The organism is Phytomonospora sp. NPDC050363, assembly GCF_040655735.1.
Lineage (GTDB): Bacteria > Actinomycetota > Actinomycetes > Mycobacteriales > Micromonosporaceae > Phytomonospora.
Genome location: NZ_JBFAKK010000005.1, coordinates 223,308 through 248,068, shown reverse-complemented (window position 1 = coordinate 248,068; position 24,761 = coordinate 223,308). Strand labels below are relative to the sequence as shown.

At 71.3% G+C, this 24,761-nt stretch carries 29 protein-coding genes; 12 read left to right on the top strand and 17 right to left on the bottom strand.

Annotated elements, in window-relative coordinates:
* Nucleotides 1–64 precede the first annotated feature (64 nt).
* Genes AB0I28_RS15725 through AB0I28_RS15705 form a run of 5 tightly spaced genes read right to left on the bottom strand, consistent with a single transcriptional unit; the run spans nt 65 to nt 3,735 of the window.
* On the bottom strand, nt 65–1,624 hold the full coding sequence (locus AB0I28_RS15725; protein ID WP_357493688.1) for a hypothetical protein: 1,560 nt from the start codon (nt 1,622–1,624) through the stop codon (nt 65–67).
* A 45-nt stretch (nt 1,625–1,669) separates the two neighbouring features.
* Nucleotides 1,670–2,740, bottom strand: coding sequence for a YihY/virulence factor BrkB family protein (locus tag AB0I28_RS15720; RefSeq protein WP_357493686.1), 1,071 nt, complete (start codon nt 2,738–2,740; stop codon nt 1,670–1,672).
* Between the two features lie 13 nt (nt 2,741–2,753).
* On the bottom strand, nt 2,754–3,005 hold the full coding sequence (locus AB0I28_RS15715) for a DUF4235 domain-containing protein (RefSeq protein WP_357493684.1): 252 nt from the start codon (nt 3,003–3,005) through the stop codon (nt 2,754–2,756).
* Nucleotides 3,002–3,325, bottom strand: a complete 324-nt coding sequence (locus tag AB0I28_RS15710; RefSeq protein ID WP_357493683.1) for a DUF3618 domain-containing protein — start codon at nt 3,323–3,325, stop codon at nt 3,002–3,004. The genes AB0I28_RS15715 and AB0I28_RS15710 overlap by 4 nt, the downstream gene beginning before the upstream one ends.
* Nucleotides 3,322–3,735, bottom strand: coding sequence for a phage holin family protein (locus AB0I28_RS15705; RefSeq protein ID WP_357493681.1), 414 nt, complete (start codon nt 3,733–3,735; stop codon nt 3,322–3,324). The genes AB0I28_RS15710 and AB0I28_RS15705 overlap by 4 nt, the downstream gene beginning before the upstream one ends.
* Before the next feature lie 835 nt (nt 3,736–4,570).
* Here AB0I28_RS15705 and AB0I28_RS15700 point away from each other — a divergent pair.
* Entirely contained in the window at nt 4,571–5,008 is a 438-nt protein-coding gene (locus AB0I28_RS15700) for a hypothetical protein (RefSeq protein WP_357493679.1), read from the top strand.
* A gap of 63 nt (nt 5,009–5,071) precedes the next feature.
* Here the strand turns inward: AB0I28_RS15700 and AB0I28_RS15695 are convergent, their stop codons facing one another.
* Both AB0I28_RS15695 and AB0I28_RS15690 read right to left on the bottom strand, forming a co-directional pair.
* Nucleotides 5,072–6,874 (bottom strand): glycoside hydrolase family 15 protein, encoded by a 1,803-nt coding sequence (locus AB0I28_RS15695; protein ID WP_357493677.1) that lies wholly within the window; start codon nt 6,872–6,874, stop codon nt 5,072–5,074.
* An 85-nt stretch (nt 6,875–6,959) separates the two neighbouring features.
* A complete protein-coding gene (locus tag AB0I28_RS15690; RefSeq protein ID WP_357493675.1) occupies nt 6,960–9,320 on the bottom strand; it encodes a SpoIIE family protein phosphatase in 2,361 nt (786 codons plus the stop codon).
* Between the two features lie 112 nt (nt 9,321–9,432).
* Here AB0I28_RS15690 and AB0I28_RS15685 point away from each other — a divergent pair, with 112 nt between their 5' ends.
* From AB0I28_RS15685 to AB0I28_RS15670, 4 genes are all read left to right on the top strand, one after another.
* Nucleotides 9,433–9,576, top strand: a complete 144-nt coding sequence (locus tag AB0I28_RS15685; protein ID WP_357493673.1) for a GPGG-motif small membrane protein — start codon at nt 9,433–9,435, stop codon at nt 9,574–9,576.
* 356 nt (nt 9,577–9,932) lie between these two features.
* Entirely contained in the window at nt 9,933–10,787 is an 855-nt protein-coding gene (locus tag AB0I28_RS15680) for a SigB/SigF/SigG family RNA polymerase sigma factor (RefSeq protein ID WP_357493671.1), read from the top strand.
* A 41-nt stretch (nt 10,788–10,828) separates the two neighbouring features.
* Entirely contained in the window at nt 10,829–11,251 is a 423-nt protein-coding gene (locus AB0I28_RS15675) for a CBS domain-containing protein (protein WP_357493670.1), read from the top strand.
* Between the two features lie 15 nt (nt 11,252–11,266).
* Nucleotides 11,267–11,746 carry an SRPBCC family protein gene (locus AB0I28_RS15670; protein WP_357493668.1) on the top strand — a complete coding sequence of 160 codons (480 nt, stop codon included), beginning with the start codon at nt 11,267–11,269 and terminating at the stop codon, nt 11,744–11,746.
* A gap of 128 nt (nt 11,747–11,874) precedes the next feature.
* Here AB0I28_RS15670 and AB0I28_RS15665 read toward each other — a convergent pair whose 3' ends face one another.
* Nucleotides 11,875–12,207 carry a plasmid stabilization protein gene (locus tag AB0I28_RS15665; RefSeq protein WP_357493667.1) on the bottom strand — a complete coding sequence of 111 codons (333 nt, stop codon included), beginning with the start codon at nt 12,205–12,207 and terminating at the stop codon, nt 11,875–11,877.
* Nucleotides 12,208–12,391: 184 nt separating this feature from the next.
* On the opposite strand from AB0I28_RS15665, the gene AB0I28_RS15660 reads away from it, so the two are divergent.
* From AB0I28_RS15660 to AB0I28_RS15645, 4 genes are all read left to right on the top strand, one after another.
* A complete protein-coding gene (locus tag AB0I28_RS15660) occupies nt 12,392–12,853 on the top strand; it encodes a hemerythrin domain-containing protein (RefSeq protein ID WP_357493666.1) in 462 nt (153 codons plus the stop codon).
* Complete coding sequence (locus AB0I28_RS15655; protein WP_357493665.1) at nt 12,850–13,128, top strand: hypothetical protein; 279 nt, start codon at nt 12,850–12,852, stop codon at nt 13,126–13,128. The genes AB0I28_RS15660 and AB0I28_RS15655 overlap by 4 nt, the downstream gene beginning before the upstream one ends.
* A 66-nt stretch (nt 13,129–13,194) precedes the next feature.
* A complete protein-coding gene (locus tag AB0I28_RS15650) occupies nt 13,195–13,704 on the top strand; it encodes a DUF6328 family protein (RefSeq protein WP_357493664.1) in 510 nt (169 codons plus the stop codon).
* Between the two features lie 35 nt (nt 13,705–13,739).
* The gene (locus AB0I28_RS15645; protein WP_357493663.1) at nt 13,740–14,657 is read left to right on the top strand and encodes an NAD-dependent epimerase/dehydratase family protein; all 918 of its coding nucleotides are present in this window, start codon (nt 13,740–13,742) and stop codon (nt 14,655–14,657) included.
* Between the two features lie 13 nt (nt 14,658–14,670).
* On the opposite strand, the gene AB0I28_RS15640 is transcribed toward AB0I28_RS15645, so the two are convergent.
* On the bottom strand, nt 14,671–15,633 hold the full coding sequence (locus AB0I28_RS15640) for a quinone oxidoreductase (RefSeq protein ID WP_357493661.1): 963 nt from the start codon (nt 15,631–15,633) through the stop codon (nt 14,671–14,673).
* Nucleotides 15,634–15,786: 153 nt separating this feature from the next.
* Between AB0I28_RS15640 and AB0I28_RS15635 the strand changes: the two genes are divergently transcribed.
* Entirely contained in the window at nt 15,787–16,449 is a 663-nt protein-coding gene (locus AB0I28_RS15635) for an endonuclease V (RefSeq protein WP_357493659.1), read from the top strand.
* Here the strand turns inward: AB0I28_RS15635 and AB0I28_RS15630 are convergent.
* Both AB0I28_RS15630 and AB0I28_RS15625 read right to left on the bottom strand, forming a co-directional pair.
* Entirely contained in the window at nt 16,439–17,329 is an 891-nt protein-coding gene (locus tag AB0I28_RS15630) for a virginiamycin B lyase (protein ID WP_357493657.1), read from the bottom strand. The genes AB0I28_RS15635 and AB0I28_RS15630 overlap by 11 nt on opposite strands.
* 82 nt (nt 17,330–17,411) lie before the next feature.
* Nucleotides 17,412–18,032: a TetR family transcriptional regulator gene (locus AB0I28_RS15625; RefSeq protein ID WP_357493655.1), complete on the bottom strand. Its 621-nt coding sequence runs from the start codon at nt 18,030–18,032 to the stop codon at nt 17,412–17,414.
* A 101-nt stretch (nt 18,033–18,133) separates the two neighbouring features.
* Here AB0I28_RS15625 and AB0I28_RS15620 point away from each other — a divergent pair, with 101 nt between their 5' ends.
* Both AB0I28_RS15620 and AB0I28_RS15615 read left to right on the top strand, forming a co-directional pair.
* The gene (locus AB0I28_RS15620) at nt 18,134–19,330 is read left to right on the top strand and encodes a cytochrome P450 (protein WP_357493653.1); all 1,197 of its coding nucleotides are present in this window, start codon (nt 18,134–18,136) and stop codon (nt 19,328–19,330) included.
* Between the two features lie 5 nt (nt 19,331–19,335).
* The gene (locus AB0I28_RS15615; RefSeq protein WP_357494275.1) at nt 19,336–19,530 is read left to right on the top strand and encodes a ferredoxin; all 195 of its coding nucleotides are present in this window, start codon (nt 19,336–19,338) and stop codon (nt 19,528–19,530) included.
* A gap of 30 nt (nt 19,531–19,560) precedes the next feature.
* On the opposite strand, the gene AB0I28_RS15610 is transcribed toward AB0I28_RS15615, so the two are convergent.
* The 6 genes from AB0I28_RS15610 to AB0I28_RS15585 all read right to left on the bottom strand — a co-directional run bounded on the left by AB0I28_RS15610 (nt 19,561) and on the right by AB0I28_RS15585 (nt 24,756).
* Nucleotides 19,561–20,214, bottom strand: a complete 654-nt coding sequence (locus AB0I28_RS15610; RefSeq protein WP_357493651.1) for a hypothetical protein — start codon at nt 20,212–20,214, stop codon at nt 19,561–19,563.
* Nucleotides 20,215–20,253: 39 nt separating this feature from the next.
* Nucleotides 20,254–21,489 (bottom strand): metallophosphoesterase, encoded by a 1,236-nt coding sequence (locus tag AB0I28_RS15605; RefSeq protein WP_357493649.1) that lies wholly within the window; start codon nt 21,487–21,489, stop codon nt 20,254–20,256.
* A gap of 69 nt (nt 21,490–21,558) precedes the next feature.
* Entirely contained in the window at nt 21,559–22,350 is a 792-nt protein-coding gene (locus AB0I28_RS15600; RefSeq protein ID WP_357493647.1) for a class I SAM-dependent methyltransferase, read from the bottom strand.
* A 10-nt stretch (nt 22,351–22,360) separates the two neighbouring features.
* The gene (locus AB0I28_RS15595) at nt 22,361–23,074 is read right to left on the bottom strand and encodes an ABC transporter ATP-binding protein (RefSeq protein ID WP_357493645.1); all 714 of its coding nucleotides are present in this window, start codon (nt 23,072–23,074) and stop codon (nt 22,361–22,363) included.
* The gene (locus tag AB0I28_RS15590) at nt 23,064–23,789 is read right to left on the bottom strand and encodes an ATP-binding cassette domain-containing protein (RefSeq protein WP_357493643.1); all 726 of its coding nucleotides are present in this window, start codon (nt 23,787–23,789) and stop codon (nt 23,064–23,066) included. Before AB0I28_RS15590 ends, AB0I28_RS15595 begins: the two co-directional genes overlap by 11 nt.
* Nucleotides 23,782–24,756 (bottom strand): branched-chain amino acid ABC transporter permease, encoded by a 975-nt coding sequence (locus tag AB0I28_RS15585; RefSeq protein WP_357493641.1) that lies wholly within the window; start codon nt 24,754–24,756, stop codon nt 23,782–23,784. The genes AB0I28_RS15590 and AB0I28_RS15585 overlap by 8 nt, the downstream gene beginning before the upstream one ends.
* Nucleotides 24,757–24,761: the final 5 nt, after the last annotated feature.

Genomic DNA, 24,761 nt, shown 5'->3' with positions numbered 1-24,761 from the left:
TTGAAGCCGCGATAGGGCTTTACCGGTAAGGAGAGGGGTCCGCGCGTAGCCCGGCGCGGGCCCCTCATTCGTGGGGCGGGGTCAGTCCGAAGCGGCCGGCGAGGGGGTGCCGGACCACTTCGAGCGCCAGTCGGCCGAGGGCCACCTCGCGACCCGACCTGCTCAGGGCGCCGCAGGCCAGCACTCTGGAGACCAGGCGCATCACGGCGGTCTTCTCGTTCTCGTCCCCCAGGACGGTCCACACACTGTTGGCGAGGTCGTAGCACTCCTCGTCGCGTCCCTGCTCTTCCAGCCACATGCACACGACCAGACTCATCAGGGCGAAGGTGCCCTCACCGAGTTCCTCGTGCCGGTCCCGGAAACCGCGCAGGACCTCCGCGAGCAGCTCCAGGCGGCGCTCGACGGTGAGGACCACGGCCAGACCCGCCCGGTGGACCGGTGGCGGGTACTCGATGATCCGGCGGTAGAAATCGTCGCTCAGCCGCGACTGGGTGCGCCGCGCCTCGTCGACGAGGTAGTCGAAGGGATGGCACACGTCCGGCTCGGCCGGATCGCGCCAGAGCAGGTAGGCGGTCGACTTGACCGGCTCGGCGAGCCAGGCCCAGGCCTCCTCCAAGCTCTCCGGCCGCAACCGCGCGCCACCCCGCGAGGCCAGGTAGTCGGCGTGCAGGTCTTCGACCAGCCGCCTCGGCACACCGAGCCGGAAACTTCCGGTCCGGCGGCAGTCGACGGCGGCGGCCACCAGTGCCGCCGCCCGGGGATGCCACCCCTCGGCCCACGCGCCGCGCCACAGTCGCAGCGCGTCGGGACCGGCGGCGAGGTATTCGGTGACGCCGGTGTCCGGCGCGTCGAGCGCCTCGGCGATCCGCTCGTCGGCGCGCCGGGCCTCGGCACGCGCCCGCTCCGCCGCGCTGAACGCCCGGGCAACCACGATCTCGCGGGGGCGGGAGAGGAGCACCCGTGGTTCCCACTCCGGCAGCGGCGCCTCGCGCAGTGCCTGCATCTGGCCGGCGCCGATGGTCGCCACGACGGCACGGTGTCCCTCGACCGACAGCAGTTCCTCGACCTGGGCGGCGCTCAGGCCGTTCTCACCGATGAAGCGCTGAAGCTCGTCGAGCCACAGTACGGCCGCGTCGTGGCGGCGCGTCTCGGCCAGAGCGGCGGGAAGCGCGGCCGGATTCTCCGGCACGATGAGGCGGTGGCCGGGCAGGACAGCCCGCACGGCCTCGTAGGCCGAGCGGCTCTTGCCCGCCGTGGAGTCGCCGGTCAGGAGGACGAAGCCGCCTTCGGCCAAGGCCGCGCGGAGTTCGCCGTCGAAGTCGCGCGGGATGTAGGGCGGGGGCCCGGCCGGGTGCGGCCGCGCGGGGTGGACACCCAACAGCACCGGTTCCTTCATGTCCGACACCAGCGGGGCCCGAAACGGCTCTCGTTCCCGCGGCTCCCGGCGCTCGGACGCGCGCTTCGCCCGCTCAAGGGCCAGCGCGGCCGGGACCGTCGCCAGCGCCGCCAACGCGGCGGCCGACCCCAGCCACCACCATTGCCTCACCCCGGCCGCCAAGACGACGGCCGGGGTGGCGGTCACTAAAGCCAGCAGGGCGGCGACCCACCCCGGCCGTCTCCACACGTCGCACCCCTCCGCATCAAAATGCCCAGGGCTCCACGATCCCAGCTACTCCCCGCGCCGCGCCGCCGTCGCGCCCGGCGTGTCGTGATGGCCCTCACCGCGACCGTCCGCCTGGCGGTCGACCTGGCGCTCGATGCGGTGGCCGGTCCGGCCTTGCTCGTCTCGTCCCCGCGCGTCTCGGTCCTCGTCGCCGTACGACACCCCCGCCACCGCCGCCTTCTCGCCGTCGTCGAGCTTCGACTCGTCGCGCAGCTCCACGAAGGGCTCGGCGTCCTTGGGCCGCAGGCCCTCGTCGACGGCCTTGGCCCTGCGCAGTTCGGCGTCGAACTCCAGGCCCAGCAGCACGGCGATGTTCGAGATCCACAACCAGACGAAGAACACGATGACGCCGCCGAGCGTCCCGTAGGTCTTGTCGTAGGACCCGAAGTTCGCCGCGTACACACCGAATCCCGCCGAGGCCACGATCCAGATCACCACGGCCAGCAGGCTGCCCGCCGAGATCAGGCGGAAGCGGCCGGTCCGGGCGTTCGGCGCGGCCCAGTACAGCAGCCCGAACACCAGCGACACCAGCAGAACCAGCGCCGGCCATTTCGCGATGTTCCACACCGAAACGGCCGTCCCGCCGAAGCCCAGCTGTCCGCCGACCCACTCGGCGGCCGGACCGGTGAACACGACCATCAGCGCGCAGATCGCCAGCAGCACGCCGACGATCACCGTCAGCAGCAACTGGAGCGGCTTGGTCTTCCAGAACGGCCTTCCCTCGGGCACGTCGTAGACCACGTTCGACGCCCGGATGAAGGCGCCCACGTAACCCGACGCGGCCCACAGGGCCGTCGCCAGACCGACGATGAACACGACGGAGGCGCCACCGGAACCCTGAAGCCCGTGCGCTCCTTGCGTGAGCAGGTCGCGCGCGGGTCCGGGGGCGATGGCGCCCAGTTCGTCGATGAGCGGCTGTGTCGCCGACTGGCCGAGCATTCCGAAGATCGACACCATGACCAGCATGCCCGGGAAGATCGACAGCACGCCGTAATAGGTGAGCGCGGCCGCCCAGTCGGTGAGGTTGTCGTTTCCGAACTCTTTGACCGTCCGCTTGACGACCCCCCACAGCTTCATCCCCGCCCTCCCCTCAGCGGCCCGACAACTTCCGGACGCCGACGGCCCCACCGCGGTCGATGGTGGCCTTCACGATCGCGAAGATGGCGCCCTGCAGGGCGGCCGCGGTGAGGATCTCGCCCCAGCCTTTGTCGGCGTCGGTGACGTCGGGGGTGTCGTCGTCGCCGGTCGACAGCTTCCACAGCTGCTTGAAGGCCCAGCCGGCGACCATACCCCCGGCGACGCCGGCCACTAGGCCGAAAGGCTTGTACAGCAGCTTCTTCACCGTTTACCTCCAAGTCCACGCCAGATCATGAGGCCGACCGCGACGGCCGCCCCCAACGCGACGACGAGGGCCGCCGCGGGAATGTCGTGCAGTACTCGCACACCGGTGGCCGCACGGTCCTCGATGGACTCGCGTACTTCGTGGAGCGCCTTGCCCGCGCGAGCCTTCACGTCCAGCTTCGCGGTGAGGGCCTCGACGGTGTCGCCGAGCTCGGCGCGCGTGACGGCGATGTCGGCCCTGATGTCGTCGATGTCCGGTGGCGTCTCCGGTTCGGGTTTCGCCACGGTCGCACGACGGATCGAGGGATCCTCGAAGCTCATCTGCCGCTCCTCTCCTTGATCTCGTCGATGTCGGCCTGCACGCTCTCGGCCGTCTCGGTCGGTTTGAGCGGGACGGCCTCCTTCACGCGCGACCGGCCGACGAGGGCCAGAATCCCGGCGACGACCAGCACGGCGACACCCACCAGGAGCGCCGCCAGCCACGCCGGCATCACCAGCGCCAGTGCCAGGACCGCCGCGGCGAGAAGGACGCCGAGGCCGTAGAGGGCGAGCAGCCCACCGCCGCCGAACAGGCCTATGCCCAGCCCGGCCGAGCGCCCTTTATGGGCCATCTCGGCGCGCGCGAGCGCCAGTTCGTCACGTATCAGGTGGGACATCTGCTCTGTGGCGCGGCGGACCAGCTCGGCTGTCGATGCTTCCGCCGCGGGCGCTCGGCCCGCCGTGTCGGTCATGATGCGCTCCCTCCGGTGACCGTGGGGATACCCCGTGAGGACCGGTGCGAAACCGGCACCGACCTTCACTATCACCCGACGGGGGGACCCGAGCGCGGTAAACGCCGAACACGGAGAAAGGGTCCACGGCCCCACCAGCCGTGGACCCTTCAGGAGGGGAGGGGCTAGCCCCGCTCCGCCGGGGCTCGCGGCGGCACGGCCCCCGCCGCCACGGCCCTGACGATCGGGCAGGGGTAGGGCAGTCCGTCGTCCTTGCAGAGACCATCCGGGTTGGGTGCGTGAATGTGTCCGGCATCGTGATCGATGATTCGATCCTCGACCGTCCTCGGGCGGCCGGTCGCTGGAGTCTTCATTGGACGGTGTGCTCCTAGTTATCCGGCCGGGTGGTGCTCTGCCACCCGGCGGCGGTTGCGATTGGACCCAACTTCAGCACGCCGAATGGGAATTGGCGGTCGTCAAGTTGACACTCACGCTTGAGATTCACCGGGACGGGAACACCCCTGACCAGCGAACTTGTCTACACAAGTGGCCGCAATTAACCGATCGTGACCCGACCGGCGCCCATTCCGTCCGCACGGCCTCGGCGAACTCTTCGGCGTGAGAAAGCCGCTGCACAGTGTTCATAACTGAGAGCACGCCCGAATGAGCGGTCTTGGTGCGAGAAGAGTCGTCTACTGACCGATTTCCGACTCATTACGCCTGCTCGGCCGCCGAAAGGCACTTCGCGGCTTGTCCGATCGCCGACGCCGTGCCCGAATGACCGTTTCGGCGACCGGAGAATGGGTCTGCCCACGTCCCTCGCCGCGGCGGTCCCCTCGGATTCGGGTGGTCGATCATGACAGCGTACGACGAATTCCAGACCCTGGCACGGCTGCTCGTCCGCGGCCGCTTCCACGAAGGGCGGCGCCTGGTCGCCGACATGGAACTGCGCGGCACCGGGCGCGGACGCGGCCGCTACCTCGCGGCGCTGTTCTACCTCTCGGTGGCGCGCAGGTTCCCCGAGGGCACCGAGCCGCACCTCGTCGCCGGTCTGGTCACCGAGGTCAGGGCCCATCTGGACCCCGCCGGCGAGGTCTTCGAGACCCGGGCCGCCGCGGTACTGGTCGCGACCGCCCTCGGCCGCGCCGAGGGATTCGCCGAGCCCGTCACGGCCGAGGCGGTCTCGCGGCTGGAGCTGCTGCTGGTCTTCCACCTGCTGTCGGTGCCGCCGATCGGCGACGGGGAACTCGACGAGCTGCTGTGCGCGGCGGCGCGTCTGGCGGCACGCGGGTGAGGCGCGCCGCCCCGCGGATCCGCCGCACGTCGGCCCGAAGGGACTCCCCGGAAAGCTGAACCGTCACTCCTGGTCTTGGCGGCCTCCGAGCGCGAGCGCCGCGTGCACGAGGGTGAGGTGGCTGAAGGCCTGCGGGAAGTTGCCGACCTGGCGCGAGATGTGCGGGTCGTACTCCTCGGCGAACAGGCCCAGGTCGCTGGCGAGGCCGAGCAGTTCCTCGAAGAGCTCGACGGCCTCCTCTCGGCGGCCGCCCTCGGCGAGCGCCTGCACGAGCCAGAAGCTGCACGCGAGGAAGGCGCCCTCGCCGGGCGGCAGTCCGTCGACCGCCCCTTCGGCCGTGATGGCGTTGGTGAGGTAGCGCCACACGAGCGGACCCTGCCGCAGTTCCTGGTCGACGGCGGCGATGGTTCCGAGCACGCGCGGGTCGTCCTTGGGCAGGAAGCCCACCGTGCCGATCTTGAGGAGGGACGCGTCGACGGTCTTCGATCCGTAGTACTGGGTGAAGGTGTTGAGTTCGGGGTCGAAGCCCTTGGCGAGCACCTCGGCGTGGATCTCGGCGCGGACCTTGCGCCAGTGTTCGAGGTTGCCGGGCAGTTTGTGCTTCTCGCAGGCCTTCACCGCCCGGTCGAAGGCGACCCAGCTCATGACCCGGGAGTGCGTGAAGCGGCGCGGCTCGCCGCGCATCTCCCAGATCCCGCTGTCGGGCTGGTGCCAGCGATCGGCGAGGCTGTCGATGAGGGTCGCCTGGAGCGGCCAGGAGAAGTCGTCCTCGTGGAGGCCCCGGTCGCGCGCGACGGCGAGGGCGTCCATGACCTCGCCGTAGACGTCGAACTGGACCTGTCCGTGGGCGGCGTTGCCGATGCGCACCGGTGCGGAGCCGAAGTAGCCGGGCAGCCAGTCGGCGGTCCACTCCGAAAGGCGCCGCTCGCCGCCGATGCCGTACATGATCTGCAGGTCCTCGGGGTCACCGGCGACGGTGCGCAGCAGCCACGCCCGCCAGGCGCGGGCCTCGTCGCGGAATCCGGTGTCCAGCAGGGATTGCAGCGACAGGGCCGCGTCGCGCAGCCAGCAGAAGCGGTAGTCCCAGTTGCGCGGTCCGCCGACCTGTTCGGGCAGCGACGTCGTCGGCGCGGCGACCATCCCGCCGGTCTCGGCGAAGGTCAGGGCCTTGAGCGTCAGCAGGGAGCGCAGCACGACGTCGTGGTAGGGCCCGTTGTAGCTACAGCGTTCGGCCCACGCGTGCCAGTAACCCATGGTCGCCGACAGCCGCTCGTCGGTGTCGTGGCAGCGTGGAAGCCTTTGGTGCGAGGGGTACCAGGTCAACGAGAAGTCGAGGACCTGTCCCTTGCGGACGGTGAAGGTGCCCGAGTGCCGGTGGTCGACGGCGTCGGGGAGGACGTCGCCGCGCAGGCAGATCGCGTCGGGTCCGGCGACGGCGCTGATCGCCTCGCGGCCCTCGTGGTCGTGCACCCGCCGCACCCACGGCCGAACTCGGCCGTAGTCGAAGCGCAGCACGAACTCCTGGCCCATCTCGACGTCGCCCTCGATGCCCTCGACACGGCGGAAGAGGTCGGCCCGGCGGTCGCGCGGGGGCATGAAGTCGGTGATCCGGACCTTGCCGTCGGGGGTGCTGAACTCGGTCTCCAGGACCAGCGAGGCCCCGACGTAGCGGCGGCGCGCGGTGGCGCGCTCGTCGGTGGGCGCGATCTTCCAGCGGCCGTTCTCGGCGTCGCCGAGGATGGCGGCGAAGACCGCGCCGGAGTCGAAGCGGGGCAGGCACAACCAGTCGATCGAGCCGTCAAGCCCGACCAGTGCGGCGGTGGTCAGGTCCCCGAGCAGCGCGTATTGCTCAATCGGCAGTGGCATCCACCCATGATGCCGTCCGAGCCCCTGCGGCGTCCCCGGAAAGGGGCCGCGGAGACCGGCCCGGTTCGGGCCGGTCTCCGCCTTGCTATTCGGTCACCACCCCGGCGACCAGGCAGAGTTCCCTGCCGCGGCCGGCGCCGGACCGCTCGCGCAGGTCGTCGAGAATTTCGGCCGGCTCGGAGTGCTCGCAGGACAGCAGGGCACCGAGCGCGACGGCGGGGTTGACGCCGTCGCCGTTGATGACGCCGTCGGTGAACAGGACGAGCCGGTCGCCGGTCCGCAGCGCGGCCTCGTTGTCGTTGTAGACGAGCCCGTCCGCCGACCCGACCGGCAGCCCCAGCGCGCCCGGGATGACCTGCCCGGCGGCGCCGGCGGAGCAGCGGATCAGGGCGCCCTGACCGGCCGCGGCCCACGCGGCGGTCTTGGCGGCGGCGTCGACGACCACGACGGTGATCGCGGCGGTCCGGCCCGACTCGAGCCGCGCCGACAGCGTGTTCAGCGCGGTGAGCAGCGCGCCGGGGGTCAGCCCGGCCAGCCCGTAGGCGACCGCGGCGTGCCGCAGCCGCTGGCAGGCCGCGGCGGCGTCGGCGCCGTGCACCTCGCCGACGATGAGCAGTACCCGGCCGTCGGGGAGCTCGACGTTGTCGTACCAGCAGTTCAGGACCGGCGTGGCCGGGCCGGTGATCAGGCCCCGGATGGCGAACCCGGGCAGGTCGAGCCGGGCCGCCGGCGCCGACAGGACGTCGAGGAGGCTGTCGCGCGAGTCCAGCTGCACCTGCCCGGCGGCGACGTCGCCCTGACTCTTCTTCAGGCGGGCGGCCAGGGCGCTGGAGTCGGTGATGTCCAGGCAGGTGCCGGTCACGCAGACCAGCGCGCCGTCCTCCTGGATCGCGACCACCTCCAGCAGGAAGTGCCGCCCCTTGACCGGACCCGCCCCGCGAACCTGGACGCTGAGGGGCAGGCCCTTGACGAGCGTCTCGTCGATCTCGGCGACAAGGGCCTGCAGGTCGGCCGGGTCGATGAGCTCGCCGACCTCGGCGGTCGGCAGCGGTCCCTGCCCGGGATCACGGCCGACGAGCCGGTACATGCCCGGCGACCACAGCGTCTGCCCGGTGTTGAGGTCCCAGCGGAAGGAGCCGGTGCCGGTGGCCTCCTCCGACAGCAGCAGCTGGTCGTAGAGGAGGTCGGAGTCCTGGTGGACCTTGCCGGTCACCAGCACGCGGTCCCACAGGCGGGTGGCGTGCAGGTCGACGGAGTAGGTGCCCCGGGTCCCCTCGATCGCCGCGTCGACGTATACGCCCTTGAGGACGCGCTGCTCGCCGCTCTCGGCGACCTCGGTGAGCCACGGGACGAGCCGCTGGCTGCCCAGGCGGGGAAGGAAGGTGATGAGGCTGCCGGCCGAGTCGCCGAGATCCTCGCCCGCGGCGAGGTCGCGGGCGGGACCGCTGGAGGCCTGGACCTGGAAGTCGACGATCTGGTCGTCGTCTCCGTAGATGGGCGCGAGGAGCACCACGGGCTCGGCGAGCGCGTCGAGGACGAGCGGGAGGACCGAGGCGTTGCCGCCGGCCTCGTCGTCGCGGCCGCCGAAGACGTCGATGGCCGCGAGGTGGGCGCAGCGCTGCGAGACGGGTCCGGCAAGTCCCAGTAGATAGGTGTAGCCGTCGTCGTCGAGGGTGACCTTCTGCTCCCAGAACAGTTCGAGCACGCCCAGGACGCTGCCGTCGGCGATGAGGGGAAGCGCGACGAGTCCCTGTGTGGAGTTGGGCGCCACCGTGGTGGGGAATTCGGTGCGCAGCGTCTCAGGGTCTGTGATCAGTACCGCACGGCGGAGGCGGACGGCCTCGACCATGGGCAGGCCCTCGATGGGCGGTACGCGCGACCACTGGCTGCGGGCCTCGGTCGGGAGGCCGCTGGCTCCGGCGAGGCGGAGGGCGCCGTCGACGTCGAGGAGCATCAGTACGGCGGTGGCGGGGGTGGGCCAGCCGAGGGTGGAGGCGGCGACCGCCTCGGCGATCTCGTCGAAGGTCAGCGCCGACTCGATGCGACCGGCGAGGAGACGGTGGCGGGCGGTGGGCTCGGCGAGGTTCTCGGCGAGGTCGGCGGCGTATCCGCTTACCTCGTTGGTGGGCTGGGGGAAACGCGTGAGGACCTCGGCTCCGGCGACTTCGGGGGCGTCGACGGAGTCGAGGCCCGGGGTCCGCCCGGCGACCAGCGCGGCGGCGAGTTCGGCCAGTTTGACGTTGGAGTGCGTGGACAGCTCGATGAGCTGGGCGAAGGCGTCCTCGGGGCTCACCGACAGACGCTCGGAGAGGATTCCCTTCGCCTGCTCGATGACGGCCCTGTTACGCATGGCACGTCGTAGGCCGTCGCGCTCTTTGCGCAGCTTGGCCACGGTGTTCGACAACGTCTCAAGGGCGTCGCCTGATGGTTCAACGGACTCGGTCACGCGTTCAGTTGAGCGGAAAACCCGCGCCTTGTCCAGTCGAAGTCGATCAAGGGGCGAAGCACCCATCGAAGAACGTGTGTTTCGATCGTCAGGCGGGGGGTAACCAGTGGTCATGGAATTTTTGCTCTGGATTCTCGCCGTGATCCTCGTAGTAGCGGGGATCGTCGCCCTGTTCCGTCGGCAGCTCCTCTGGGGCATCGTGCTCATCATCATTGGGCTGCTGGTAGGACCCGGTGGAGTAAGTATCTTCACCTAGCCGAACGATCCATCCACATGCCGGCGGCCGGTGCCCATGAGGCACCGGCCTTTTCTATGCGTTCATCCCGTTACGCGAAGTTAGCTTGACCCCAAGACTTCCCATCGGCGTGAGAACTTGGTAGAGTCCTTCCCAAGCGACCGATCGGTATCCGAAGTCCAAACCCGGCTTCGATGACCATCGCCTCGCGAGGCGGGGATTTCCCGCCGGAACGCGGTAGACGCGACCTTCGCCACGGATGGTCGACCCGCGAGGCGCTCCAGCAGCGGGCGCCGACTTTAGATCTACTGCTTCCCGCATGCCTTGGCTATGTATGCCCGTGCGGAGCAGCCTCTCCCTCGATGGAGGTGGACCACATGTCCACGATCGTTGAACGCACCCCTCGTACCACCGGTACCGCCCGTACCATCCGCCCCTCCCGTCCCCAGACGGACCTGGTCGACGACGGCGTCCGCCGTTCGCTCGACGAGCTGGCCGCCCTCCCCTCGGGCGACCCCAAGCGGATCCCCCTCCGCAACGAGATCGTCAGCAAGACCCTCCCGCTCGCCGACCGCCTCGCGCGGCGATTCGCCCACCGCGGCGAGCCCCTGGAGGACCTCACGCAGGTCGCCCGCGTCGGACTGCTCAAGTCGGTCGAGGGCTTCGACCCCGAGCGCGGCAGCGGCTTCATCGGCTACGCCGTCCCCACGATCCTGGGTGAGCTCAAGCGCCACTTCCGGGACAAGGGCTGGAGCATGCGCGTCCCGCGTCGCCTCCAGGAGGCGATGGTCAACGTCAACTCCTCGATCGACCCGCTGAGCCAGCAGCTCGGCCGCACGCCGACCGTCGACGACCTCGCCGAGCACCTCGGCCTCGACGCCGAGACCGTCCGCGACGGAATGGGCTGCGCGCACGCCTACGCGGCGATGTCGCTGCACACCCCGACCGAGCACGACGGCGGTCGCGAGATCATCGACATGGTCGGCAACGAGGACCCCGCGCTGGAGGCCGCCGAGGCCCGCGTCGCGGTGGAGCCGCTGCTCGCCAAGCTCCCCGACCGCGAGCGCAACATCCTCAAGATGCGCTTCTTCGACGGCATGACGCAGTCGCAGATCGCGTCGAAGGTGCACCTCTCGCAGATGCACGTCTCGCGTCTGATCAGCCGCAACCTCACCCGTATGCGCGAGTGGATGCGGGATGGCGCCGAGCATGCTTCGGCCCGCAATGGGTAGTCCTCTCCCAGGGAAGTAGTCATACCTAGGGAGGCCCCCGAATGGCACAGCTCGTGCGCAACGTCATGACACGCGACCCCGTCTGCGTTCCCGCGGACACCCCGGTGACCGTGGCCGCGCAACGCATGCGCGACCACGACATCGGCGACGTCCTGGTCATGTCCGGCGGTGAGCTGCGGGGCATCGTCACCGACCGCGACATCGTCGTACGCGGTCTTGCCACCGGCGCGGACATGGATCTCGCCCGCGTCGGTGACCTCGCCACACCTCAGCCCGCGTGCGTCGGTCCGGACGATCCGGCCGACCACGCGGTGCGGGTGATGCGGGAACTGAGCATTCGCAGGCTCCCGGTCTGCGAGACCGACGGCACTCCGGTGGGGATCGTGTCGCTCGGGGATCTGGCCGTCGAGCGCGAACCGAACTCGGCGCTGGCGCAGATCAGTGTGGCGACCCCCAATGCGTGACCGGAGGACGGACCGATGAGCACCATCACCGAGAGCGTCACCATCGAGGCGCCGGCGCGCGCCACCTACGAGCAATGGGCGGCCTACGAGTCCCTCCCCCGTTTCGCCGACGGCGTCATCAACGTCGAACAACGAGACGACGACGTCACCCACTGGACGGTGAGCATCGCCGGGGTCACCCGCGAGTTCGACGCCCAGGTGCTCGAACGGATTCCGGGCCGCCGGCTGGCCTGGAGGTCGCTGGACGGGCCGCAGCACGCCGGCGCGGTCGAGTTCGAGGCCATCGACGACAACACCACGCGCGTCACCGCGCGCATGGACCTGGTGCCCGAGGGCTTCGCGGAGATGGCCGCCGACCGGCTCGGCGTGATCAACGTCCGCGTCCGCCGCGACTTGGAGCAGTTCAAGCAGTACATGGAGGACGGCGCGGGCCAGACCGCCGCCGCCGCCCGGCCGGAGCAGTGGCAGGAGCCGCCGCTCCAGGACACGGTCTAGGGCTTGAGAGAAGGCCGCGACCCACGGGTCGCGGCCTTCTTTTCGTGGGTTCTCGGTCCTGTCCCATTGGGGCGGCGGAGCGGCCCGCCACGGTGGGCCGCTCCGCCCGGTGGGAGAGGTGAGGCTGGTTACTTCGAGCCGCCGACGGCGCGGGCGAGCTCGGCCTTGTTCATCTTCGATCGGCCCTCGATGTTCTTGCGCCTGGCCTCTTCGTAAAGCTGGTCGCGGGTGCGTCCGCCGGGTCCCGAGTGGGACCGCAGACCGCCGCGCCTCGACGACGAGATGTCGGTCCTGGAGAGGCGGCTTGACTCCTTGGCCTCTCCGGCGCGGGCGCGTTCCTTGTTGACGGTCCTGGCGGCGATCTCCTCCGCGCGATCGGCGGAGCGGCCGGCGTCGAGCTGAGATTCCTTCACATGCTCGTACTGGCGTTCGCGCTTGTCGCTCCACTGGCCCCTCGGCATGGCGGTGACTCCTCTCGGATGCGTCGGCCGTCTTCCTCGACGCGGTTCCCCCGATGGTCCGTCCCTTGTCCCCTCCTGGCCCGATACCCGGCGCAGCCGCTGATCAAACACACGTTTGCGCTGGTCCGCCGGTGGGTAACCGGACAACATGACACGATGTACGTAGGCCGAGGGAGGACCCCTGATGGACGCCGTCACCGCCATACTTGACGACCATCGCCTGCTCGAAGATCTCTTCGACCGCCTCGCCGGGGCGAAGAGCCGCGACCGGGAACGCCTGTTCGCCGAACTCAAGGTCCGCTTCGGGGTGCACACAACCGCCGAGGAGAGCCTGGTGTATCCGGCGCTGCTGGTGCACCACGACGGCGAGGGCTCCGAGGTTCATCACGGCATCCGCGAGCACCGCCTCGCCGAGGCGAAACTGGCCGAGATCGACGCCGCCGACGCCGACGAGTTCATCGCGGCCCTGCGCGACTTCACCGCCTCCGCGCGTCATCACATCGCCGAGGAGGAGGGTGAGATCCTGCCGGCCCTGCGGGCCGCGATCCCGCCCGATCGCCTGCGCGAACTCGGACAGGACTTCGAGACCAGGCGGGTGAGCGTGCTCAACCGCGCGGGCCTCGACTGGAGCGTCTGCGCCCGATGAGCGGCGACCAGCGCGAACGGCCGGTGCCGGGAAGCGAGGGGGCGCACCCCAAACCCGCGCCTCTGCGGCTGCGCGTGCACCTGGCCGTCTTCGGCCTGGTGCTGTCCGGCGCAGCGGCGTTCTTCACCTGGCGCGCCGGTTTCACCTGGGCGACGGTCGCGTTGATCGTCGTGGCCGTGCTGGCGCTGGCCGACCTGATCTGGTTGCGCACCAAGGGAACCCTGCGACGGGTCCCACCTGCGAGTCCCCACCGATCGAACGGAGGTGAGCGGTGATGACCATGCGTCCGACGTCACCGGAGCGCACGTTTGACCGAATCCCCCGGAGGGTATCCGCCAGCCATGCCCGAGACACCACCCAGTCCCGAGTCCGAGGTTCCGTCGCAGCACGAGAGCGACGCGGACCAGTGGAAGCGCAACTTCGCCGAACTGCTGCAAGAACTGCGGGTCGTGCAGACGGGCAACCAGATCCTGTTCGCCTTCCTGCTGACCGTGGCGTTCTCCGCAAGGTTCGTCGAGACCACCGCGCTTCAGCGCTACGTCTACGTCGGAACCCTGGTGGCGGCGACGGCCGGGACGGCGATGATCATCGCGCCGGTCAGTCACCACCGGCTCCTGTTCCGGCAGGGCGCCAAGGAGCAGGTCGTCCGCATGGCCTCCCGGCTCGCCATGTACGGCCTGGTCTGCGTGATGCTGGCGCTCTCGGGAGCACTGTTCCTGGCCGTCGACATCGTGATGGGGAATACATGGGCCTCCGTGATCACCGCAGGCACGATCCTGTTCCATCTGATCGTCTGGTACGTCATGCCCTTGCACCGCAAATGGCGGGCACGGTTGTCAGAGTCCACCTGAGCGCGCCGCAGTCCGGGTTCTTATAACGTGGCCCGATGCGGATCCTGCTCCTCGGAGGCACCCGGTTCATCGGGCGGCGCGTCGCCGCCCGGCTGCTCACCGAACATGACGTGACCTTGCTCAACCGGGGCACCGATCCCTTGTGGGACCGGGATCTACGTCGAATCACCGTTGATCGTGACGAAGCCGCCGACACAGCCGAAGCGCTGTCCGGCGGCTTCGACGTGCTGGTGGACATCTCGGGTGCACGGCCGGGGCATCTGGCCGGGACCCTCGGCTTCGCAGGCCGCTACATCTACCTCGGTTCCGCGGCGGTCTACGACCGCGAGGCGAGCGGTTTCCCCTTCCGGGAGGACGATCCGGCCGACGGGGACCCCGTCTGGGGGGACTACGGCCGTGACAAGGCCGCCTGCGAGAAGCTGCTGCGGGACGCCTACGGCGAGCGCCTGACCGTGCTGCGCCCGCCCTACGTGTACGGGCCCTTCAACAACGAGCCCCGCGAGTCCTTCGTGTGGGCCCGGCTGCTGCGCGGAGAGACGGTGCTGGTGCCCGGGGACGGCGACCGGCTCGTCCAGTTCTGCCACGTCGACGTGCTGGCGGAGGTCGTGGCCGCGGCGGTCGCCGAGCGCCTGGATCCGGGTACCTACAACGTCGCCGAGTCGACGCCCTACAGCTTCGCCGGATGGGTCGGCGTGCTCGCGCGGGCCGCCGGCGTCGAGGCGCGCATGTCCCCTGTGGACGACCCGAAGGTCCCCGCGCGCGACTACTTCCCTTTCCGGGACGTCGACCTGGTCCTCGACACGAGCCGCATCGACGCCGCCGGAGTGCTGCCCTACGTGCCGCTCCCGCTCGGCGCGGCCCGGACCTTCGCGTGGTTCGAGCAGAACGGTGGGCTCGCCTACGAGCCCACCGCCTACGAGCGGAAGACCATGCGCCGGGGGTCGTGGCGCTAGCGCGCCGCCCGGCTCAGGGGATGAGCAGGACCTTGCCGGTGGTGCGCCTGGCCTCCAGGTCGCTGTGCGCCCGGCCCGCCTCGGACAGCGGGTAGGTCGCGCCGACCCGCACGTCGAGCTTCCCGTCGGCGATCCAGGACAGGATGTCGCCCACCCGCCACTCCAGTTCGGCGCGGTCGAGGACATAGTGCGCGGCCGTCGGCCGGGTCAGGAACAGCGAGCCGAGCTTGGAGAGCCTCATCGGGTCGAAGGGCGCGACGGCACCGCTGGCACCGCCGAAGAGGACCATCATCCCGCGCGGACGCAGGGCGGTCAGCCCTTCGTCGAAGGTCGCCTCGCCGACGCCGTCGTAGACGACGTGGGCGCCCCGGCCGCCGCTGAACTCGCGGACCTTCCCGGCGAACCCGTCGTAGCCGATCACCTCGTCGGCCCCGGCCTCACGGGCGAGCTTGGCCTTGTCGTCGTTGGAGACCGTCGCGATGACGCGCCCGCCCCGCAGCTTCACCATCTGCGTCAGCAACAGCCCCACACCACCGGCGGCGGCGTGCACCACCGCGACGTCGCCCTCGGCGACGGGATACGTGGAGTTGCTCAGGTAGTGCGCGGTGATGCCCTGGAGCATCGCGGCCGCCGCGACCTTCGGATCGAGCCCCGCGGGGACCTTCACGACCTTGTCGGCGTCGACGGCGACCTTCTCGGCATAACTGCCCGGCCCCTGATGCCAGGCCACTACATCGCCGACCGCCACGCCCGACACGCCCTCGCCGACGGCCAGCACCGGACCCGCGCCCTCGCCGCCCGGCGTGAACGGCGTCGACATCGGGTAGCGGCCCTCGCGGTGGTAGACGTCGATGAAGTTCACCCCCGCCGCGACGACCTCGACGAGGACCTGGCCGGGACCGGCGACGGGATCAGGGGCGTCGGTGTAGACGAGGGCGTCCGGCCCACCGGTTTCACTGATGACAATGGCCTTCATTGCTCTCCTTGGCCGGCGGCTGACGAAGCCGCCTTTGCGGTAGGGGGCCGGGCTGCGGCACCGCTTCCGGTGCCGGGTTCCCGGTACGCCTGCTTGTTTCACTCTCCCCCAACCACGGAGGCCCGGGACTTATTCGCCCGTTACCGTCGGCGCGTGGACATTCCCCCGATCCCGCCCTGGCCCGCCGACGAGGCCGGCGCCCTCGCCGAACAGGAACGCCTCCGCGGCCTCCTCGAACCCGGCCCCGCCGCCACCGGCTACCGCCTGGTCACCGGCGTCGACGTCTCCTACGGCGACGAGAACCTGGTCGCGGCCGCCGTCACCATCGACCTCGAAACCCTCGGCACCGTCGAAGAGGTCACCCGGGAGGGAACCGCCCGCTTCCCCTACGTCCCCGGCCTGCTCGCCTTCCGCGAAATCCCCACGCTCCTCGACGCGCTCGCCGGCCTCACCCGCGTGCCCGACCTGCTCGTCTGCGACGGCCACGGCCTCGCCCACCCGCGCGGCTTCGGACTCGCCTGCCACCTCGGGGTACTGCTCGGGCTCCCCACGATCGGCGTCGCCAAGAACGCCCCCTGGCCCGGTGAGGCGCCCGGCCCCCACCGGGGTGACACCGCCGCGGTCGTACGCGAAGGCGAGGAAGTCGGCCGCTGCCTGCGCACGCAGGACGGAGTGAAACCCGTCTGGGTGTCGACCGGCCACCGCACCGACCTCGACGCGGCCTGCCGGGTGGTCCTGGCGCTGGCGCCGAAGCACCGGCAGCCGGAGACCACCCGGAGATCCGACGGCCTCAGCCGCCGCGTGCTCAGGGCGTGATGCGGGCCAGGACGCCCGTCTCCAGCGCCACCCACACCGCGTTGTCGGGCCCGTAGACCAGACCGTGCGGCTCGGAATCGGGCGTCGGGAGGGCGTAGACCTCGATCTCACCCGCCGGCGTGATGTGACCGACGCGGTTGGCGCCCCACTCGGTGAACCACATGCCCTCGGGGCCGGGCGCGATCGCGTGCGGACGCGAACCGCGGTCGGGCAGCGGGTACTCGGTCAGGCCACCGTCGAAGCCGATCCGGCCGATCTGCCCGGCGCCGATCTCGACGAACCAGATCGCGTCGGGTCCGGCGGCGATGCCCACGGGCGCCGCGTTCGCGGTCGGCAGCTCCATGAGCTTCAACTCGCCGGACTTGGCGTCGATGCGCCCGACGGAGTTGGCCTGGTTGGCGGTGAACCAGACGCCCCCGTCGGCGGCGGTGGTGATCATCGAGGGCATGGCGCCGGCGAGCGGCAGCGGGAAGTTCGTCAGCTCGCCGGAGGCCGGGTCGAGGCGCACGACGCGGTTGGCGGCCATCTCGGTGTACCAGAGCTCGCCGTCGAAGCCCGCGGTGATCCCGAAGGGACCGTCCTCGGTGTCCTCGTCCGGGCCGTAGGACTCCAGGACACCCGCCTTGGGGTCGAGGCGGCCGATCCGGTGCGACTTCGACTCGGTGAACCACAGGGCGCCGTCGCGGCCGGTGGTGATGATCGCCGGCCCGGCGGCCGGGTTCTCCAGCGTGCGCCCCGTCAGCTCGGCGGTCTTGGGGTCGAGGCGGCCGATCGTTCCGGCGTGGATGAGCGTGAACCACAGCGCACCGTCCGGGCCGACCGTGATCGCGTAGGGTCCGGCGTCCGGCTCGGCGACGCGGATTTCCTGGATGGACGGCATGGGGGTCCCTTCCGACGGCTTGGCTGGTCCTCGCCGATCATGCCCGACCGCGGCCTCGCGCGTCGAGGAAGGTGGCGCGGCCTCAGTCCGTCACCGCACCGGCCAGGCCGTGCAGGGCGGCGGCGATGGCGGCCCGGCTGGCGGTGATGGCGTCCTCGACGTTGTCACCGCGCCGCAGGCTGGCGACCACCGTCGCCTGAGCCGCCCCCAGGAAGGCTCCGACGACACCGACGGCGGTCAGCTCGTCGATGGTCCGGTAGCTGCGCGAGATCGCCCGCGCGAGGTCGATCTGGGAGGCCATCACCAGCTGCTGCGCGCGGGCCTGGAGCACCGGCTCGGCCATGACCAGCCGCATGCGCACCTTCGCCGTGGACATGCCCACGTCGAGGGCGTCGCTGCGGATGAGGCCGAGGACGTGGTCGATGACGCGCAGGAGCAGATCGCCCAGGGATTCGCCCGGTTCGCGTTCGGCGATCATGCGCAGCGCGATCCGCATGCGCACCTCGGCGTCGGCGAACAGGACCTCCTCCTTGCTCGGGAAGTAGTTGAAGAAGGTCTTGGTCGACACCTCCGCCGCCGCGGCGATCTCGGCGACCGTCGTCTCGACGTAGCCCTTCTCGTCGAACAGCCTGGTAGCGGCGTCGACGAGGGCTCTTCGCGTGCGGAGCTTCTTGCGTTCCCGGAGCGTCACTTCACCCACCATGAGCGAACTTTACACCAGCAGCTTTTTTACACCCATTGTAATTTTCTGCCGGGTGAGGTTTAGTGAGAGGCAGGCACAACTCCTACACAAAGGAGCAAGTGATGACACAGGCACCATCGGCGCCGCGCCTGCCCGTCGAGCGGACGGACCCCTTCGACCCGCCCAAGCGGATCGGCGAGCTGCGCGAGACCGAGCCGCTGTCGCGGCTGAGCTTCCCCGACGGACACCTCGGCTGGCTCGTCACGAGCTACGCGCTGACCCGGCAGATCCTGGCCGACCCGCGCTTCAGCTCCCGCCAGGAACTGCGGCACTTCCCGCTCGACCACCCCCTGGCCCGCGAGCCGCAGCCGCCCGCCCGGCCCGGCATGTTCATCCGCATGGACGGCGAGGACCACGGCCACTACCGGCGCCTGCTCACCGGCCAGTTCACCGTCCGCCGGATGCGCGCCCTCGAACCGCTCGTGCAGGAGATCATCGACTCCGCCCTCGACGACCTGGAGGCCGCCGGGCCCGGCGCCGACCTGGTGAAGCACTTCGCGCTGCCCGTCCCGTCACTGGTGATCTGCGAACTGCTCGGCGTCCCCGCCGCCGACCGCTCGAAGTTCCAGCGGGACTCGGCCACGATCATGCGGCTCGACAGCGGCGGCGAGGAGGTCTGGGCGGCGCTGGGCTCATTGACCGCCTTCCTCGGCGAGCTCGTCGCGGCCAAGAGGGCCGAGCCGACCGACGACATCCTCGGCGGCCTGTGCGCGACCGGTGAACTCGACGACGAGGAACTGGTCAACATGGCCCTGCTGCTGCTCGTCGCCGGGCACGAGACCACCGCGAACATGCTCGGGCTGGGCACTTTCGCGCTGCTGACGCACCCCGAGGAGCGGGAGAAGTTCACCGCCGGCCCCGGCGTCGTCAACGGCGTCGTCGAGGAACTGCTGCGCTGGCTGTCGATCATCCAGTACGGCGCCACCCGCACCGCCCTGGAAGACGTCGAACTCGACGGGGTGCAGGTCAGCGCGGGCGAGTGCCTGATCTTGTCGGTGCAGGGCGCCAACCGCGACCCGGAGCGCTTCACCGACCCCGACGTCCTCGACGTCACGCGCTCGGCGCAGGGGCACCTGTCCTTCGGGCACGGTATCCACCAGTGCCTGGGACAGCAGCTCGCGCGCGTCGAGATGCGGCTGGCGTACGCGTCGCTGTTCCGCCGCTTCCCGACTCTGCGCCTGGCCGTCGAGCCGGAGCAGGTCCCCACGCGCACGAACATGCTGATCTACGGCGTGCACGAGCTGCCGGTGGCCTGGTGAGCGCGATGGAGGTGGAGGTCGACGCCCGCAAGTGCTGCGCCGCGGGCATGTGCGCGCTGACGGCCCCGGAGGTCTTCGACCAGGACGAGGCGGCCGGGACGGTGGTGCTGCTGGCGGCGCGGCCGCCGCAGGCCGCGTGGGAGTCGGTGTGGGAGGCGGCCGACAGCTGCCCGGCCGGGGCGATCACGGTTCGCGACTGATTGCGGGCCCGCCGGGTGGAGCGTGGCGCTTCACCCGGTGGGCGTCAGGAGTTCGGCGCGCACGGCCGCCGGGTCGCGGGCGAGGGCAACGCGGACGCAGGCGGCGATCAGGCGCGGCAGGTCCTCTTTCGGCGCGAGGGCCGCCAGGCGACCGGGCGTGCGCGGCAGGCCGAGGGCCTCGGCGCCGTCGGCGGCCCGGTCGTCGACGTAAGGCGCGAGGTCGGGCCACACCCCCTGCGCCTCGCGCAGAAAGATCGACGTGCCCGTCGGCCCGATCCCGGGTACCTCCTGGAGCAGCCGCGAGACACCGTCGGCGTCCCCGCCCTCGCGGTGCAGCCGGCGCAGGTCGCCGCCCCAGCGCTCGCCGACGAGGACGGCCCCCTCGCACAGGATCGTGGCCGTCGACTCGTCGTAGCGGCGGTAGTGGGCGCGGCCGAGGGCGTCGACGCGGTACTGCCAGTCCGACTCGCGCATCGCCTCGGGCGTGCGCAGTTTCGCCCGGGACAGCTCGCGGGCGGCGCCGACGGCCATGTCGGCGCCGATCGGCTTCGAGAGCAGGACCGTCAGCACGAGCAGCCGGTACAGCGGCGACGGCTTGTCCCGCAAGGCGATGCCGGCCTGCTCGGCGTAGGTGCGGCCGTAGCGGTCCAGTAGAGCGCGAACGAGGCCGTCGCGAGTACTCATGGCTGGGGAGTGCCCAGGTCAGGCGGTGGACATGCCCGTTCAACCCGCGTTCAGCGTCAGCAGCGTGATCTCCGGCGGCGCGCCGACCCGCACCGGCGGGCCCCAGTAGCCCGCGCCGCGCGTGACGTACACCTGCGTGCCGTCGACGGTCTCCAGCCCCGCCGTCACCGGCTGCTGGAGGCCCACGACCATGTTGAACGGCGCCATCTGCCCACCGTGGGTGTGCCCCGACAGCTGCAGGTCGACGCCGAACCCGGCCGCCTCCTTCACCTGGAGCGGCTGGTGCGCCAGCAGCACCACCGGCCGCGCCTGGTCGCGACCGTCGAGCGCGCGCTCCAGGTCGGGGCCCTGCCCGCTGGCCTCACCGCCGAGGTCGTTGACGCCCGCCAGGTCCAGCACGGCGCCCCCGCGGGTTATCTCGACGCGCTCGTTGACCAGCGGCGTCACGCCGAGCTCGCGCAGCTCGTCGATCCACTCCTGCGGCCCTTCGGACGTGTAGTACTCGTGGTTGCCGGTGACGAAGTAGGACGGCTTCTCCAGCTCCGACAGCGGCCGGGCCAGGTCGCCCAGCTCGGCGACCGACCCGTCGACGAGGTCGCCGACGATGGTCACCAGGTCGGCGTCCAGCTCGTTGATCATCCGCACGATCCGCTCGGTGTGCCCGACGCCGGTCAGCGGCCCGAGGTGGATGTCGCTGACGACGGCCACCCGCAGCCCGTTCATCCTCGGGTCGAGCTTGGCCAGCGTGATCGGGACCCGCTCGATCTTCGGCGGCCCGAGCGCCGAGCGCATCCCGAACCCGACCGTGGCCGCCGCGCCGACCCCCGCGACCACGGCCGAGGTGCGGGCGATGAACAGCCGCCGGGTCAGCACCGGCGAGGCAGCGGCGGGCGCCTCGGGCTCCGGCGAGGGCTCCGCCTCCTCGTCGGCGACGACGTCACCGGCGGCCTTCGCCGTCGCCTCCTGCCGCTTCGACACGCGGTTGGCGATCGCGCGGGGGATCTCCAGGAGCACCAGGAACAGCAGCAGATAGACCATCAGCGCGAACCAGATGTAGCCCGGCCAGGCGATGACGTGCTCGACCCCTGCCGGGAACAACCGGGCGCCCGCGAGCGCGCCGACGGTCACGAGCGCCATCGCCACCAGCGCCCACGTCAGGCCCCGGCGCCAGGGCCCCGGCCCCGTCGTCGACTTGATCAGCCGATGCCACAGGTAGTAGTGAACGCCCACGACGATGACCGTCATGAACACGGCGAAGCCGAGCATCTGCAGCATCCGGGGGCCCCAATTTCGTTCGACGTGACGGAAGAAGCAAACGTCCGCGGCCCTGAGAGGAGCCTGAGGTCAGGCCTTGCGGCCGACCACCATGGTGAAACGGTACGACGGCGCGCTGAATCCGGGGTCGCCCATCAGCCGCGTGTAGCGGGCCAGTTCACCCTCGGTGAATCCGGCGGCCAGCAGCGCGTCCCACTTCTGCTCGATGTTCACCTTGTACAGGCGCGCGCCGGTGCCGCCGCCGGTCCAGCTCTCGGCGTGCTCGGTGGTGTGCACGTCGGCGAGGCCCTCGGCGCAGAACGCCTCGTGCGCGGCGTAGGCCCACTCCATGTCGCCGCCGTGCGCGGCCAGGACGGTCAGCAGGCCGTCGGTGACCTTGGCGAAGAGTTCGGCGTCGCCCTCGCCCGGCGCCCGGTACACGCGCAGGGGCTGGCTGCCGAACTCGCCGACGGCCAGGTGCCCGCCGGGGGCGAGGTGCCCGACGAGCCGGGAGACGATCTCGCGGCGCTGCGGCAGGTGCACCAGGAGCAGGCGGGCGTGGATCAGGTCGAAGGGGCCTTCGGCGGTGACCTCGGCGGGCAGCTCCTCGCGGACGTCGGCCCGGTGGACCGTGACGCCGGGGTGCTCGCCCAGCAGGCCGGTGTCGAGGTCGACGGCGGTGACCGCGCCGCCGCGCCCGGCGAGCCAGCGCGCGATCGACCCGGCGCCGGGGCCGAGTTCGAGGCAGCGCGGCGCCTCGGGCAGCGGGAGCGCCGACAGCCGGGCGGTGGTCAGCGGGTCGAGGAAGCGCTGGATGGAGTCGAGCTGGTGCTCGGCCTGGGTCGAGGAGTTGGAGAAGGTGTAGCTGTCGGTGCGGCTCATGGCCCGCCTTTCACTCGGTGGGGGTGGACTCGCCGTGCAGCGCCAGGGCCGCGACGATGACGGCGGGGTCGGCCCGGACGGTCTCGCCGGGGGCCGACACGCCGAGCCGTCCGCCGATCAGGACGGTGACCCGGTCGGCGGTCGAGGTCGCCGCGTCCAAGGAGGGGGCCGTGACCAGCACGGACATGCCCTCGTCGCGCAGGGACGCGACCGTCTGGGCGATCTGCCCGGCCAGGGCGGGCACGAGCCCTTCGGTGGGTTCGTCGAGAAGCAGCACGCTCGGCTGCGCGAGCAGCGCGCGCGCGAAGGCGAGCATCTGCTGCTCCCCTCCCGACAGGTGCGCGCCCTTGTGGCCGCGGCGCGCGGCCAGCTGCGGAAACAGGTCGAGGACGCGCGCGGGCGTCCACGGGCCGCGCGTCTTGAGCAGGCCGAGGTGTTCGGCGACGGTAAGGGAGGCGAACACCCGCCGGCCCTGCGGGACGAGCGCCAGGCCGCGCCGGGCGCGGTGGTGGGTGGCGTGGCGGGTGACGTCGGCGCCGTCGAGCAGGACACCGCCCGAGCGGGCCGGGACGAGCCCGGCGAGGGCGTGCACGAGCGTGGTCTTACCGGCGCCGTTGTGGCCGACGACGGCGTGGACCTCCCCGCGCGCGAGGGTCAGGTCGACACCGTGCAGGACCGTGCCGCCGTGGTAGCCGGCGCGCAGGCCGGTGGTCTCAAGCCGCACCGAGTGCTCCCTGGTAGATCTCGCGGACGCGCGGGTCGGCGGCGACCTCGGCCGGTGCGCCGGTGGTGAGGACGGCGCCCTGGTGGAGGACGGTGACGGTGTCGGCGAAAGCCCGGACGAGGTCCTGGTGATGTTCGACGAGCAGGACCGCGACCTCGCCGCCGATGGTCTCCAGCGCGGCGAGGAGGCGTTCGACGTCGTCGTCGGTGAGCCCGGCGGCCGGTTCGTCGAGGAGCAGCGCGCGCGGGGAGGCGGCCAGGGCCACGGCGAGTTCGAGGAGCCGCCGGCGGCCGTGGGACAAGGCGTCGGCGGGGGTCCGTGCGTCGGCGGCGAGGCCGAGGGCGTCGAGCCGCGCGAGGTCGGCGGCGCGGTCGCGGCGCAACCAGCGCTCGGCGAAGGAGCGGGCCGGCCAGGCGCCGAGGGCGACGTTGGTGAGGCAGTCGGCCGAGCCGACCAGCGCCGGAGTCTGGAAGGTCCGCCCGAGACCGAGGCGCGCCCGCCGGGCCGGACCGGCGCGGGTGACATCACGTCCGGCGAGGACGATCCGCCCGGCGCTCGCCGTGACGTTGCCGGCCGCCAGGTGCAGCAGCGTCGACTTGCCGGCGCCGTTGGGGCCGATGAGGGCGTGCCGGGCGCCCTCCTCGACGGTGAGGTCGACGCCGTCGACGGCCTTCAGCGCGCCATAGGCGCGGCTCACCCCGCGAAGCTCAAGCACCGGCCGCTCCCTTGCGCAGGCCCAGCCGCTCCGCCACGCCGGACAGACCGCCGGGAAGCAGGTAGACCGCGGCGATGAACAGCACGCCCAGCAGCAGCGGCGCTCCTCCCTCGCCGGGGATCTCGGGGGCGATCCGGTCGCGGACGGCGACGACCACCGCGACACCCGCCAGCGCGCCCGGTATCGAGGCGGCGCCGCCGATGACGACGGCGAGCAGGACCAGGGCGGCGACCTCGAAGCCGGCGTTGTCCGGCGAGACGGTCCGCTGGACCGCGACGAGCAGGCCCCCGCCGATCCCGGCGATCGCGCCCGCGCCGGTGAAGGTCCACAAGAGCGTGAGCGACACCCGGTGGCCCGACGCGCGCATGCGGGCCTCGTTGTCGCGGCAGCCGCGGATCAGCGTCCCCGCCGGAGAACGCAGCACGAGCATCGCCACACCGAGCACGACCAGCGCGGCGGCGACGATGTAGGTGTAGACCTCGGGGATCTTGACCAGTGCGTCCCCGCCCGGAAACGCCGGCGTGGCCGGGACGCGGTCCATGCCGTCGGTGCCGCCGGTCAGGGAGGTCCACTGCCCGGCGGTGATCGCGGCGAGCTCGCCGATGGCGAGGGTGACCATGAGGCAGATGACTCCCCGGGTCTGGACCACGGCGGCGCCGGTGAGCAGGGAGAAGACGGCCGCGGCCGCGCCCGCCCCGAGGAGCTGGACGACGCCGGGAAGCTCGGCGTGGGCGAGGTGCGCGGCGGTGTAGGCGCCGACCGCGTAGGGCGCGACCTGCCCGAGGGTCGGGAGGCCGGCGACTCCGGTCATGAGCGCCGTCGACGCGGCGAGCAGGCCGAGCCCGGCGACGCGGGCAACGGTGAGCAGCGTGTAGTTGTCGGCGAACAGCGGCATGGCCAGCAGGACGGCGACGACCGCTGCGGCGGCGGCGAGGGGAAGGACGCGACGGAGAGGCCCGGAGGTCATGTGGG